This is a genomic window from Psychrobacter maritimus, from assembly GCF_904846345.1.
In the GTDB taxonomy this organism is placed as follows: Bacteria; Pseudomonadota; Gammaproteobacteria; order Pseudomonadales; family Moraxellaceae; genus Psychrobacter; species Psychrobacter maritimus.
This window is the reverse complement of sequence record NZ_CAJHAJ010000001.1, coordinates 424,623-437,174: the sequence shown is the minus strand read 5'-3', so window position 1 is coordinate 437,174 and position 12,552 is coordinate 424,623. Positions and strand designations below refer to the sequence as shown.

The window sequence follows — 12,552 nt, the reverse complement described above, 5'->3', positions numbered from 1 at the left end:
AAGCCAAGTTTTTATTGATAACATTATTCGGTGATGACTTCTGCTTCTACACTAATGGCCTCAAAGCTCGTTGTTTTATTGTTTTGAATAAGATCAATGCTGCTACCACCGCCATGACTGACCAGCTGAATACTGCCATCGTTTGAGCGATAAGTAGGGTTATTGCCTTGGCCTTCTGGCGCACTCAAGGTCATTTTTGGTTTGTTTGGTAAGGTGATTATAGCGTTAAGCACGCCTTTTTCTGAGGTTTCAAAGATGACAAATAACGTCTCACCGCTGGCACTGCGATAATTAACATCAGTGATTTGCGCGCCTTTGATGGCTTGTTCTGGATTGGGCGCTATCGCGGCATTATTTGCTGAAGTGTCCGCTGCTCCAAGCTCGTTTTCCAATTCAGTTAAGCTCATATCTGCTTCTGCATTAACAGCAGACTTGTCAGTATCTTCATCAGCAACTTTAGGCGCATTAATATTAGAGCTTACTGGCTTCGTTTGGGTGGTTGCTTCAGCAGCAGTTTCATTAACGGTTTCAGCTTCTGGCGTCTTTTGGCAAGCATTCAGCAGTGATAGGCTTAAGAACGCAATAGAAAGCGCTTTAAGTGATGATTTTGCCAAGGTAAAAATATCGGTTTTCATAATAGACAGCTATCCATTTATAATGGTTATTTAAGTATTTTAAGCTTTAAGGCTAGTCTAGCATTATTTTTCAAGTCGGCTTCTATACTGTTATAAATACATGCCTTAGCTTTGAGAGCATTTGCATAAAATAGCATCTGTATAAATAGTGATAAAGGTTAGGACGTGTCCTCAATTCAATCGATGGACATCTAAATGGTCTAAAAATGGCTAAATTTTGCCAAACTTCGTCAAATAGCTTGGTAATATCCCGATATTAACGGCACTATTTTCCTTATTTGGCTACAATTTATCTCATTTTTATCACCATTTTTAAAATGAGGACACGCCCTAGCGTAACGTTAAATTATTACCTTTTACGCTTTATGCAATCGCGCCCGATTGGGTGATAATCGCGCTAAGGTAACGGCAGATAAAGGCGCAAAGCAGCCTAACATCATATCTGCTAATGCTTCGGCGCATATCGGTGCTAGTGCATAACCTTTTGCCCCCATCGCGGAGAGCGTCCAAATGCGGCGGCTTTGCGCAAGTCGTCCGACCAAGGGATGATAGTCAATCGTTTGCGTGCGTACACCGGCGCGCGCTTGCCATGCGCTGGTATCGTTTGGCAAGACATTGCTTAATTCAGGAATGTCCTCAAGCAATTTGTCATAATTCTGCTGATTTTCTTCACTACGGATATCAATACTGGCGTCAGCATCTACAAAGCTGGCACCCAGTAAAAACTGCGGCTGATGGTCGCTAATATTATTCACTTCGGCATCACCACTTTGGCCAATAAAGGGCGCGCAATAACCGCTATATTTGAGCGGTAATTTAGGCAGACCAGCGACCTGCTCAGCAGTGGGCGTAAACCAAGATAACTGCCCGCGGATGGTACGGCATTCAACGATACGTTTATCTAATTGATGGCTTTCATAGGCGGCGCAAATCACCACATTGTCAGCGCAGATAGTAATAGAGCTTTGATTATTATTACTGCCACTTTCTTTATCACCAGTCACCATAACTTTATCTGCAGTCTCTTTGATATCGGTCACGCTAAGCTGCTGATAACTGATATTTAGGTGTTTAAGAATGAGCGTTTTTAGCGCTTGTGTATTGACCAAACCAGATTGTGGTAAATATAAATTGTCTGCTAAGTCTTTAGCTTTTAAGCCGCTTAACCGCAGTGCTTCTGCAGTCGTAATCGTAGTTGCCATCTGATTGGGATAATCGGCAATTTGCGCCGTGCCGATATTGGTTTTTATCAGCAAATCTAAAGTACCTGTTTGCTCAAGTATGAGCGGCGTTTGCTGCAGCTCTGCTTGCTGATTAAAATAACGATACAGCCTGCCGCTATATAGATAACCAATAGAGTGCAGGTGCTCATAAACATGATGAATGGGTGTCATGTTCGGCGCGAGGAGGGCACGTGGATTGCCAGAGGCGCCAGCAAGCGGCGCGACTTTATCTATGATGGTCACTGTCATACCGCGATTGGCCAGCGTCCAAGCGGTGAGTAGTCCCGCAACACCCGCGCCAATCACCACTGTATGGCTAGGAAGGTTTGGGTAAATTGAAGCATTACTATCGTCATTTAGTGCTAAAGAATTAGCGTTGTCAGCCATAACTGCCGTCAGCATTTCACGCTTGCGCCCAAAACCTTTCACCTTATTAATCTCGAAGCCATGAGTTTGTAACCCACGTTTGACGATACCAGCACAGCTATAAGTGGCGGCGGTCGTGCTAGGACGAGATAAGCGCTGCATCTGGGTAAATATCGACTCTGCCCACAAAGTCTCATTACAAGAAGGCGCGAAACCATCTAGAAACCAAGCATCAATATAAGGGCGCTTGATAGCGGTCTCAGTATCTAAGCTTGCCAAACTATCGCCCGCATCGCCTAACCAAATATCAAGCGTGATATTATCGTCAATAAAATTTAGTCGATGACAGCCCGCAATAAGCGGCGGGTAGTTGGCTAAAAGTTGCTCAATCAATTTAGCAAGTTCGGGGGCGCGCTGTGCCCATAAAGCGAGTATCTGCGTTAAGTCGTTAAGTGGAATGGGGTATTTTTCAGTGGTGATAAAGTGTAAGCGCGCGCTTGTTAAATGCGGCTTTTTAGCACGAAGCTGTCGCCAAAGCTGCCATGTCGCCAAAAAATTCAAGCCCGTACCAAAGCCCAATTCAGCAATCGTAAAGCATTGCTTATCGGCAAGGTTTGCTAGGCGCTCGGGTAATTGGTTATGGGCTAAAAATACATGGCGCGATTCTGCCAAGCCATCAGCATGCGAGAAATACACATCGCCAAACTCCCCTGATACTGGTACTTGATTGCCAGCATCATCGGTTTGCCATGCAATCTTAGCAGGGGTAATCACGTTTGGCGGTGCGGGTTTTTTAGGGGGTTTGGTGGCTTTATAAGGTTTATGCGCGGCGGAAGAGGTAGGCTTAGATATAGCTGATTTAGACTCAGGTTTAGACACAAATTTGGACATAAAGCATCACATTTATAGAGGATTTGCTACCAACGCTCGCGGCGAACAAATACCAACCACGAAATAAAAATCCCAACCAACAAGCTAATTAACACCGTAAATGCGCCATATAAAAACAATTGACCTTTGCTTTCATATACTAAAACGTTTACTTGCGTTTGTAAGTCATTGACTTGACGCTGAAGCTGGGCATTACGGCTAAGCAATTCTTGATTGGCCTCAGAGAGCGCTTTATTAGACGGTTGTAGCTGCGCGGCTAAGGTATCGTTAATATTGGTTGTAGGCTGAGCACTCGCAGTTGGGTTCGGTGCTATAGTAGACACCGTATTTGAGGCAGTATTTGGTAGCGCTAGTTGACTAACATTATTGGGTGCTAATACAGCGTTAGGCGCTAGCGTAGCCGTTCCTGCCGCAGGATCAGCATTGGTCACAGTTGGTGCTGCTTGTACCGATAGACTGGCAAGCAACAATAGGCTCGCAATGCTGACGTTAGCGACGCGGCCAAAAGCGCGCTCACTGGTATGATGAGTAACGTGATTAGAAACAGAATTATTTAATGACAATGCCCGCTCAATCACGATGCTGCTACCTTATTGGCTGGTTTATCTGCTGCGCTGTCAGTAGGTGCAGGCAAGGTCTGAACAAACGGCTTGATATCTACATGGCTATAGACGCCATCGCGTAAATAAGGCTCAGCGCTCGCCCATGCTTGCGCGGCATCGAGGGAGTCAAAGTCAGCAATAATCAGGCTGCCTGACATCTCGCTTTTACCGTGTTCAATGGGCGTTGGACCCGCGATAATGAGTCGCTGCTCGCTTTGTAATACTTGCAGGCGGGCAACGTGTTCGGCGCGCGTCACCTGACGTTGGGCGCTGCTACCAGCAACATCGTGACCAATAATGGCAAATAAGGACATGGGACTTCCTCAAGTAAATAGTATGAATAAAGCGCTAATAACCAGAATAAAAAATAATGATGATATGTCTCATTATACTTTTAAATCATATATTATGATTAAACCAGCTTTTATGATTAAACTAGGTCTTATAATTAAATCAGCTTTTATTTAGTGGTTTTGTCGGTTAACGCTGGATTGAGATGATTTTTCAACAACGCAAATTGGGCAACCACGAATACCAACATAATCGGAATCCAGCCGTAGGTTTTGAAGTTAATCCAAGCCTCATCAGACATAGTGAATGCCGTGATATAATGCAGAACGCCCATAAAGGCAAAAAACAATGCCCAAGCGACGGTCAGTTTCTTCCAGCCACTTAGCGTGAGTGAAAACACCTCTTTCATGGCCAGTTGCATCAGTGGTTTATTAATCGCCGCACTGACCAATAGCGTTAAGGCAAAGATACCGTTGATAATAGGTGATTTCCAACGCAAATAGATGTCGTCACGCAATAGCAGCGTACCACCGCAAAAAACGATGGTTAATAATAAAACGACCCACTGCTGTTTATCAAATTTGCCTTTTTGCCGCACAAAATGGATGGCATAAATAATAATAGTGGCAACGAGCAAGGCGCCTGCCGCCGCTAAAATACCACTGTAACGCGCGGCAATAAAAAAAGCGATCAACGGAATGAAGTCTAATAAGGCTTTCATAGCAAATAGGATGTCCAACAAAAAACGTATGGGGTAGTTTACACGTCTACTGCCGCAAAAAAAAGCAATCAACCTGATAATCGTCCGATATGCCCTCGATATGTTATTGATATGCTGTTGCTATGCCATGCCTTCGCCGTTTTCAGCTCGTTTTACTGATAATATAGTTAGTATCGCCAGTATATTTAAATGAACAACACATTCAAAACCTTAAGGCCAGCTTTATGAAAATCGACTTACATTGCCACAGTACTTGCTCTGATGGCACCTATGCGCCGACCGAGGTGGTACAGCGGGCTCATAACGCTGGTATTAATGTACTGGCGCTGACTGATCATGATACTTTAATGGGTATCGATGAGGCACGCGCGGCGGCTGAGGCTTGCGATATACAGTTAATCAATGGGGTTGAGATTAGCTGCGAGCACACGCTAAGCGGCGGCTACGGTAAAAATAAATCCACCAATAAAATCATCCATGTCCTTGGACTTGATTTTACCGATCGTGAAAAAATGCACGCCACCTTGCAACAATTGCAAGACAGCCGTGCCACGCGCGGTCAACGTATCACTGAAAAACTCAGTGAGCTATTAGATATTAATTACGACGAGTTATGGCAAGCAGTACTCGATAAAGCAGGCGGTAATCCACAAGCGGTAGGGCGTGCGCATATTGGGCAAGTGTTGTTTGAGCGCGGCGCCGTAAAAACCGTACAAAAAGCCTTTGATAAATACTTGGCGGACAATAAGCCGGCTTATGTGGCGATTGAAGCATTAACAATGCAGCATGGTATCGAGCTGATTCATGCTTGCGGCGGCAAGGCGGTATTGGCGCACCCAACGCGATACCAGCTTTCGGCCACCCGTGTACGTAAACTGATTGAAGAGTTTGCACGGCTTGGCGGTGATGCTTGTGAATTACCAGCGAATAGCGAACCAGTTAGTACCCGTAGAATGGTCGATCGCAGCATTGCTGAACACCAGCTTGCCGCGTCTATCGGTAGCGACTTTCATGGCAGTAATATGCCGTGGCGACGTTTGGGTGACGTGCCGAACCTTAACCCTGAACAGCAAGGTATTTGGCAGTCGTTTGCGACATTGGCTTAGTTAAAAGTATAAACCAAAACTATTATTTAAAATGATAAGTCGATCCTGTGACTCGACATTGTAAATTGACCGTATAATTAAAAATCATTACTAAAAATCATTATTAAAAAACATAGGCCAAAATGAGGTGTCAGATATTGACGCATAAATCACTTAAACAGATTGATAATTAAAAGAAAAATTGCCACACTAAATGCGTCAGTTTAGATCTAACATAAATCATACTTTTTACTTTCTTATTTGGTTTTAGCTCAATAACTTTCATTATCTGCGGTAGCCCATTATGGCTGTATCGATATCTCATCTAGGCTACAGAAAACTCTCGCGAGTGATTTTTGAGTGGCAAGCTGCTGATAGGGCATCGCTGCTGGCATTGTTTATTTTGCTGGAAGTGTCATCGCATTGGCTATGGTGTTTATTTGTCTGGTGGCGCCAAGATATCTATGGCTCCTACGTAAATATGGATGTGCTGTATCCCTTATGGATTGGGCTCACCTTGATGGTCCTGTTTTTTTCTTGGATGGTCAGCCGCTTATCGCCGATTAGAAAAGACACGGATTCGTTATATAAATGGCAAGCGATAATCGTCACGCTTTATAGCCTTTATATTGCCGTGGTCATTTTAGTCATGGGTCACAGTAGTTTGGTCGCGGGAGTATCACTCGTTGGCGGCGCGATGTTAGGGATGATGCTTATACGTCGCCGCTATGTCTGGAAAGCCTTTTTGGGTCATATCGTCCTGATTTTCCTCGTCACTTTGGTTCCCTATTTTGGCTTGACGATACCCAATCTACGTCAAATGACGATGAGCTCTTTTCCTTTAGATGGCTATAGCTATCTTACTTATAGCGAGATGACATCAATTGAAAATGCCATTTCTGCGTCTATTTTTAAAAATGGGATACTGAGTTGGGAGACCTTTAATCAACTGCGTTTGTCTTCAGCATTTTTTTGGCGCACCACCCATATTTATATGGCGCTGCCAAAGGCAATTTTTATCATTTATATGTTTCGCACGCTGCTATTGATATTGGATAACAGTAAAGCTGAGATTATGCAGTATGCCAATCAAGATGAATTGACCCAGTTAAAAAGCCGCCGTTATGGTTTGACGCAGATGCAGCAAGCGCTACTCGCAATGGGAGATAAGCAAGATTTTAGCGTGATTTTATTGGATTTAGATTGGTTTAAAAATATCAATGACAACTATGGTCACGACGTTGGCGACCAAGTACTGTCTGAGGTTGCTCAAACCCTACTAAAATCTCTATCAGAAGAGAGCATTGTCAGTCGCTATGGCGGCGAAGAGTTTTTGATTGTGCTACCCGATACCCAGCATGATAGTGCCATGACCATTGCGAAGCAGCTGCGCCAAGATATTGCGCAACATGTCATCAAGAGCGATGATGGAACGGATTTTAATATTACTGCCAGTATAGGGGTTTATACCCTGACCCATGAGGAGCGCGCCCGTATTCAGAGTGAATATAGGGCTTTGGCATTAGAAGAAAGTACGCAGCCGCTTGCGGAAACGCAGAAATCTCGTCGGCAAGAGGCCGATATTAATAAAGCCCGTACCGACAAAACCAGCATCAATAAAGCTAGCACCAACAAAGCCAGTACGCAAAAAGAAAGCTCGCAAAAAACCCGCGCCCAAAAAAGAATCTCTCATAGAAGAAAACGTGCTGCCACAGAAATATTAAAGGCGCAGCTGCCGAGCGATATTTGTCAGCGCTTAATCTGCATTGCTGATAAAGCCTTATATGAGGCAAAAGATCGTGGTCGCAATCAAGTGGTCAGCGCCAATGCTGTGCTAGCGGCAGAAAAAGATAAGATTGCCGTCCTTTATGCGACTAGCTAATCATTAGCTAGTGGCTGACGAGGTGCTTAAGTTCTGTACCAAACTTGAAAGCACACTGGTCGCAAAGCTACCCGTCGTTAAGGTAAAGCTCAGCACCAATATAGGCTCATTATCTATGTCCTGCCACTCCCAACTTAATCCTTCAATTGGTAATCTTAGCGCGCGTCGTTGTGCTTTGATATCGCGCTTCTCTAATCCTGCTGCTAGCTGATGTAATAATGGATCGTTTTGCACAATCTCATTTTCGATAGCGGCTGCTGCGCCACTGACTTTATCATTACCCACGCCCCATAACACGGCAGTCGGATGAATATCGCCGCTGGCAAGTCGCGCTTGTAAAGTCTCATCAATTGCTTCGCTGGTAAATATCGAGCCTGACCCGTCCAAATTAAACACTTCGCCTGCAAGTCCATTAGTCCAACTGCCATCGCGCACCCGCGCTGCCAATATCTCATTAAATATCAAGCTACGCGCAGCAGACAGCTCCATGCTGTTTTGCTCACGCGGCGCTTGTTTGCGTTTGCTCTTTTTGGGCTGCGGACGACTTTCTGGCGCTGGACGGGCAAATAATGCCAATGCTTCTCTGACATTATTGCCATTACGACCAAAGCGCTGCGGGCCAAAATAATTGGGCACGCCCGTTGTGCTGATATTGGCTAAATGCTGCTCGACAGCACTTTTGTCACTTTCTTTAGCCGATAAATCCTGCTCGGACGCTGTAACTTCTAAGTCCGCAAACTGGATATCTCGTAAAGTAATGATAAATTGATTGGCTCTATGCGTACCGCGATTGAGCTTTTTATTATGCCAATGCTGCGCAAGGATAGTGAGCGATTCGTTGGCGCTAATATCTACTGGGGCAAATTCAGACTCTGGTAATTGCTTCTTAGGTATCCGCAGGCTAAACCACTGTGTCGTTAGCGCATGACGATCTTTAAGCCCTGAGTAACCAACATCGCGTAGTGGAATCTCTGCCCATTCTGATAGCAGTTTAGCCAGATAAGCGGTATTCATGCCCAGCTTTTCAATATGCAGCCATAAATGCTCACCTTCGCCCGTAAAGTCGAGCGGCAATATCTCATTAACCACAAAATCTGTGGCATGGGCTTTATAAGTCGCTTGTGCTAAAGGTGGCTGCATTGGCTGCGGTAATTTAGCCGTGTCAGTAGCGGCGCTAATATCGAAGCTTGCGATATCAAATGTCTTATCATCAAGCGTTTCGTTATTAAGTGAGTCGTTATTTAAATCGTCTTGAGAAGTCATAAAGGCATCTTTTTTTGATTATAGGTTTTAACGTAAAGTGGTCGAGATATGTATTAAAGGTTTAAAAGGCATTAAAGATTTAAAAGTCAAAATTACGTTTTGCAACGCAGGCAGCATACAAATAAACAGCGCCTGTCAAATGGGCTTGCTACTATCAAGGTATCTGATTTTTTAAATCACGTGTTTTTATCGGTATTGATTGATTTAATCAGCCTAGATCAATACGTTTTCAGCAGGAATTTTTTAGCATGAACCAATAACGATCAATATTAAATGTTAAGGATAACTTATGAGCAATGCAACGATTCATACCGTCACCATTAGCAAAGCCGACATTCCAAATGGTGGCATGAAATCCTATAAACAGGATGACGATAGTATCATTTTAATCACGCGTGATGAGGACGAATTTAGCGCCTTTGATGGTAAATGTCCGCATGCTGGCGCAGATTTGGGCGCAGGGTTACGGTGTGGCAATCGCGTTATTTGCCCGTGGCATCATGGCAGCTTTGATAGTCGCGATGGCACGTTATTAGAGCCGGTCGCCATGCGCGGCTTGACCCAGTATGAGCTGACCGATGAGGGCGATAGCTTAATCGTCAATACCGCCGCGAAGATAGATAAGCACGTGGCCAATGACAAAATGATGGATACCCATACCATTATTGTTGGCGGCGGCGGCGCGGGCTTTATGACGGCCAATCAGCTGCGCCATACCGGTTATGGCGGCAAGATTACCTTAATTAGCCAAGACGATAAAGCCCCTTATAATCGTCCTTTATTATCCAAAATGTTTTTGGCGGGTAAAATGGATGAGAAATATTTAATGCTTGGTGGTGCTAACTGGGCACGTAACAATGATATCGATTTGCGCTTAAAGCAAACGGTGAGCGAAATATTACCTAATGAGCGCACGATCGTCATCACAGGTGCAGATGGTAAAAGCGAGCAACAAACAGCGGACTTCTTAGTAGTAGCGACAGGCGCTGAGCCAAAAATACCCCCTTTTAAAGGTGCGGAGCTCGATGGCGTTTATACGCTACGCAGTATGGATGATGCCAAAGAAATTAAAAATGCCAGTGATAATAAGCATGTCGTTATCGTCGGCACCGGCTTTATCGGTATGGAAGTAGCGTCGGCGTTAATGGAGGCAGGGAAGGCGGCCTCTATCACTGTCGTTGGACGTAGTCGCCGTGTGATGGCGAATATCGTTTCTGAAGCCGTTAGTAATGCTTTAATCAAACTGCATGAGGATAAAGGCGTTAAATTTGCCTTTGGTGCGGGCGTTAATGAAATCAATGCTGGCGAAAACAGTACTGACAATAAAAGCGCTAAAGTTAGTAGCGTTACCCTATCAGATGGCAGCACGCTTGCCGCCGATATGGTGATTTTAGGAACGGGTGTCGCACCGCGTATTGAGCTATTAAATGAGGTAAACGCGCCAGATGGTGTGCAAGTTGATGAGCATTTGCAATTGCGTGACGGCGTCTATGCACTCGGTGATATCGCCAAAGCCACCAATCAAATGGGGCGCATGCGTATCGAGCATTGGCGCGTAGCGTTGCAACATGGTTTGGTCACAGCAGCTGCTATCTTAAATGAGGATAATGTCGATTCGTTAGCGGAGCGTATTCCTTTCTTTTGGACAGGACAGTATGGCAAAAGCCTACGCTATAGCGGCCATGCGGCCACGCCTGATAATGGCATTTTATATGGCTCACCTGATAACCTTGACTATATCGAATATTATTTTGACGATGATGGGGAGGATACGCGAGCCAGTGCCGCAAGTTCGCTTGGACGTGACAAAGAGCTGATTGCCTTCTCTGAGCTACTCCGCCGTGGTCATGCGCCAACGCGCGCCCAAATAAAGGCAGGCTTTGATATTATCGAGCAGGCACAGGCGTTATCGCGCTAGCATTTAGACGGTCATAAGGTTTACTATAAAGGCTGGCTTGGTTATTCAGGTCAGCCTTTTATACGATAGCTTTTATAATAAATAAACGGAAAAGGAAAACCGATGTTATGAGTACAGACCATATCAATAAAGAAACACTGAATAAAGAAGCCTTTAATAAAAAACCATTAAATAAACAAACCGTATTTTTACGTCAAGCTGAGGCAAGTGATATTGATGCACTTGAACAATTGCTAAATCGCTGTTATCGGCAAGCGGAAGGCTGGACCAATGAAGCAGATTTAATCGGCGGTATTCGCACCACCAAAGACGAGCTGTTAGCCGTTATTGCTGACCCAAAACATTACGTTTTTATTTATCCAAAAACCACGACAGGTGAACGTGATGGTAAAGAAATAGGTGAGTTATTAGGCTGTATCGCGGTCGATATAAAGGACGAGGCTGAGATAAGTAAGAACGCTGGTAATAAAAAAGCCTATATCGGTATGTTTGCCGTCCTGCCTGAGCTACAAGGACATGGCGTCGGTCATCAAATATTACAGGCGGCTGAGACGTTTGCGCAGCGGCACTTACAATCAAGTACGCCAACGCCTGATAAAAACCCTGCGCGTCTGACCATGTCTATTTTAAGTCATCGTCCTGAGCTTTTGGCTTATTATCAGCGCCGCGGTTATCATTTAAATGGCAATAGTATGCCGTTTCCCGTCGATGGCAATAATGGCGAACCCAAACGTCAAGACTTACAATTACTAGAATTAGAAAAGCTCGTGAGTCAATCATAAGCCAATTAGGCTTATTAACCTAAATTCAGCTAACCTCATTTCAACTGAATCCAAAGTAATTAACCCCACAGCAATTAACCCCAAAAACGTCCAAAGGTCATAAATAGCCCGACACTCAATAGGAGAAATGCCACGATAATCAAGCGCTTAAACCAGTTAAAAGCGGGCAAGCGCGTGGCATTATCATCAGACATCAAGTAAGCAAACAAGCAAATCAAGCTTGCGACCAAGGTCATAATGCCCAGACCAATCGGTAATATGGAAACATACATCTGCCACACAAGCATCTCGCAACGGTCATTATTAAGCGCATCATAGCAGTATCGCGATTGTACTGTCAGCATTAAGCATTAGCTGCACTTTAATATTTACATCTTATTTCCCTACGAAATTTATTTATAATAAGGTTAAGTAGGCTTTCTAAAATTAAGTTGGGTTTTTAGACATAATTCTGTATAGTGAAGTAACATTACAGATACATTGAGACTGGTATGAATAATTTTAAAAAATTGGCTCTAATCGCTTTATTGACGCCTCTATTTGCGGCGTGTTCAAACGCGCCTCCTGAAAGCACAGTCGAAGAGTTAATCGAAGCGCAGTATGCGCAAGCCAATAGCATGATAGATGATGCGATGGCAAATGCAGGCAATGATGAGATGGCAAAAGCCATGAGCGGTATGATGGAAGGCATGATGCCAAAACTTGAGCGCGTCGAGAATATCAACTGTGACAGCGTCGAGGGTGACAATACCTATATGTGTACCGCTGATATTACCCAAACGATTGCAGGGAATAGCCGTACCAATAAGACTAATTTTAAAGTTTATCAAGTCAATGATGAATGGGTGTTGGGTAATTAGAAGGTTTAGCATTTTCTAATAAATCAGCATGTC

Annotated in this window: 12 protein-coding genes; 5 read left to right on the top strand and 7 right to left on the bottom strand. The window is 44.3% G+C overall.

Annotated elements, in window-relative coordinates; translation table 11 throughout:
* Positions 1-23: 23 nt before the first annotated feature.
* The 5 genes from JMX50_RS01740 to ispZ all read right to left on the bottom strand — a co-directional run bounded on the left by JMX50_RS01740 (position 24) and on the right by ispZ (position 4,729).
* A complete protein-coding gene (locus JMX50_RS01740; RefSeq protein ID WP_201628204.1) occupies positions 24-635 on the bottom strand; it encodes a hypothetical protein in 612 nt (203 codons plus the stop codon).
* A 356-nt stretch (positions 636-991) separates the two neighbouring features.
* Positions 992-3,115, bottom strand: coding sequence for a tRNA (5-methylaminomethyl-2-thiouridine)(34)-methyltransferase MnmD (gene mnmD / locus JMX50_RS01735; protein ID WP_201628203.1), 2,124 nt, complete (start codon positions 3,113-3,115; stop codon positions 992-994).
* 26 nt (positions 3,116-3,141) lie between these two features.
* A complete protein-coding gene (locus JMX50_RS01730) occupies positions 3,142-3,693 on the bottom strand; it encodes a hypothetical protein (protein WP_227670856.1) in 552 nt (183 codons plus the stop codon).
* Entirely contained in the window at positions 3,690-4,031 is a 342-nt protein-coding gene (locus tag JMX50_RS01725; RefSeq protein ID WP_201563257.1) for a YciI family protein, read from the bottom strand. Before JMX50_RS01725 ends, JMX50_RS01730 begins: the two co-directional genes overlap by 4 nt.
* Before the next feature lie 146 nt (positions 4,032-4,177).
* Positions 4,178-4,729, bottom strand: coding sequence for a septation protein IspZ (gene ispZ, locus JMX50_RS01720; protein ID WP_201563255.1), 552 nt, complete (start codon positions 4,727-4,729; stop codon positions 4,178-4,180).
* Between the two features lie 224 nt (positions 4,730-4,953).
* On the opposite strand from ispZ, the gene JMX50_RS01715 reads away from it, so the two are divergent.
* Positions 4,954-5,835, top strand: a complete 882-nt coding sequence (locus tag JMX50_RS01715) for a PHP domain-containing protein (RefSeq protein ID WP_201628202.1) — start codon at positions 4,954-4,956, stop codon at positions 5,833-5,835.
* A gap of 283 nt (positions 5,836-6,118) precedes the next feature.
* Entirely contained in the window at positions 6,119-7,696 is a 1,578-nt protein-coding gene (locus tag JMX50_RS01710) for a sensor domain-containing diguanylate cyclase (protein WP_201628201.1), read from the top strand.
* Positions 7,697-7,699: 3 nt separating this feature from the next.
* Here JMX50_RS01710 and truD read toward each other — a convergent pair whose 3' ends face one another.
* Positions 7,700-8,959, bottom strand: coding sequence for a tRNA pseudouridine(13) synthase TruD (truD, locus tag JMX50_RS01705; protein WP_201628200.1), 1,260 nt, complete (start codon positions 8,957-8,959; stop codon positions 7,700-7,702).
* 289 nt (positions 8,960-9,248) lie between these two features.
* On the opposite strand from truD, the gene JMX50_RS01700 reads away from it, so the two are divergent.
* Positions 9,249-10,877 (top strand): FAD-dependent oxidoreductase, encoded by a 1,629-nt coding sequence (locus JMX50_RS01700; protein WP_201628199.1) that lies wholly within the window; start codon positions 9,249-9,251, stop codon positions 10,875-10,877.
* A 107-nt stretch (positions 10,878-10,984) separates the two neighbouring features.
* On the top strand, positions 10,985-11,659 hold the full coding sequence (locus tag JMX50_RS01695; RefSeq protein ID WP_201628198.1) for a GNAT family N-acetyltransferase: 675 nt from the start codon (positions 10,985-10,987) through the stop codon (positions 11,657-11,659).
* Positions 11,660-11,733: 74 nt separating this feature from the next.
* Here the strand turns inward: JMX50_RS01695 and JMX50_RS01690 are convergent, their stop codons facing one another.
* Positions 11,734-12,003: a hypothetical protein gene (locus tag JMX50_RS01690; RefSeq protein WP_227670855.1), complete on the bottom strand. Its 270-nt coding sequence runs from the start codon at positions 12,001-12,003 to the stop codon at positions 11,734-11,736.
* 147 nt (positions 12,004-12,150) lie between these two features.
* Here JMX50_RS01690 and JMX50_RS01685 point away from each other — a divergent pair, with 147 nt between their 5' ends.
* Positions 12,151-12,519 carry a hypothetical protein gene (locus tag JMX50_RS01685; protein ID WP_201628197.1) on the top strand — a complete coding sequence of 123 codons (369 nt, stop codon included), beginning with the start codon at positions 12,151-12,153 and terminating at the stop codon, positions 12,517-12,519.
* The last annotated feature ends 33 nt before the right edge of the window (positions 12,520-12,552 follow it).

What these genes read in the sequence shown, in the direction of transcription:
- JMX50_RS01740 (WP_201628204.1), bottom strand. Translation starts at nt 635, where the DNA reads ATGAAAACCGATATTTTTACCTTGGCAAAATCATCACTTAAAGCGCTT.
- mnmD (WP_201628203.1), bottom strand. Translation starts at nt 3,115, where the DNA reads ATGTCCAAATTTGTGTCTAAACCTGAGTCTAAATCAGCTATATCTAAG.
- JMX50_RS01725 (WP_201563257.1), bottom strand. Translation starts at nt 4,031, where the DNA reads ATGTCCTTATTTGCCATTATTGGTCACGATGTTGCTGGTAGCAGCGCC.
- ispZ (WP_201563255.1), bottom strand. Translation starts at nt 4,729, where the DNA reads ATGAAAGCCTTATTAGACTTCATTCCGTTGATCGCTTTTTTTATTGCC.
- JMX50_RS01715 (WP_201628202.1), top strand. Translation starts at nt 4,954, where the DNA reads ATGAAAATCGACTTACATTGCCACAGTACTTGCTCTGATGGCACCTAT.
- JMX50_RS01710 (WP_201628201.1), top strand. Translation starts at nt 6,119, where the DNA reads ATGGCTGTATCGATATCTCATCTAGGCTACAGAAAACTCTCGCGAGTG.
- truD (WP_201628200.1), bottom strand. Translation starts at nt 8,959, where the DNA reads ATGACTTCTCAAGACGATTTAAATAACGACTCACTTAATAACGAAACG.
- JMX50_RS01700 (WP_201628199.1), top strand. Translation starts at nt 9,249, where the DNA reads ATGAGCAATGCAACGATTCATACCGTCACCATTAGCAAAGCCGACATT.
- JMX50_RS01695 (WP_201628198.1), top strand. Translation starts at nt 10,985, where the DNA reads ATGAGTACAGACCATATCAATAAAGAAACACTGAATAAAGAAGCCTTT.
- JMX50_RS01690 (WP_227670855.1), bottom strand. Translation starts at nt 12,003, where the DNA reads ATGCTGACAGTACAATCGCGATACTGCTATGATGCGCTTAATAATGAC.
- JMX50_RS01685 (WP_201628197.1), top strand. Translation starts at nt 12,151, where the DNA reads ATGAATAATTTTAAAAAATTGGCTCTAATCGCTTTATTGACGCCTCTA.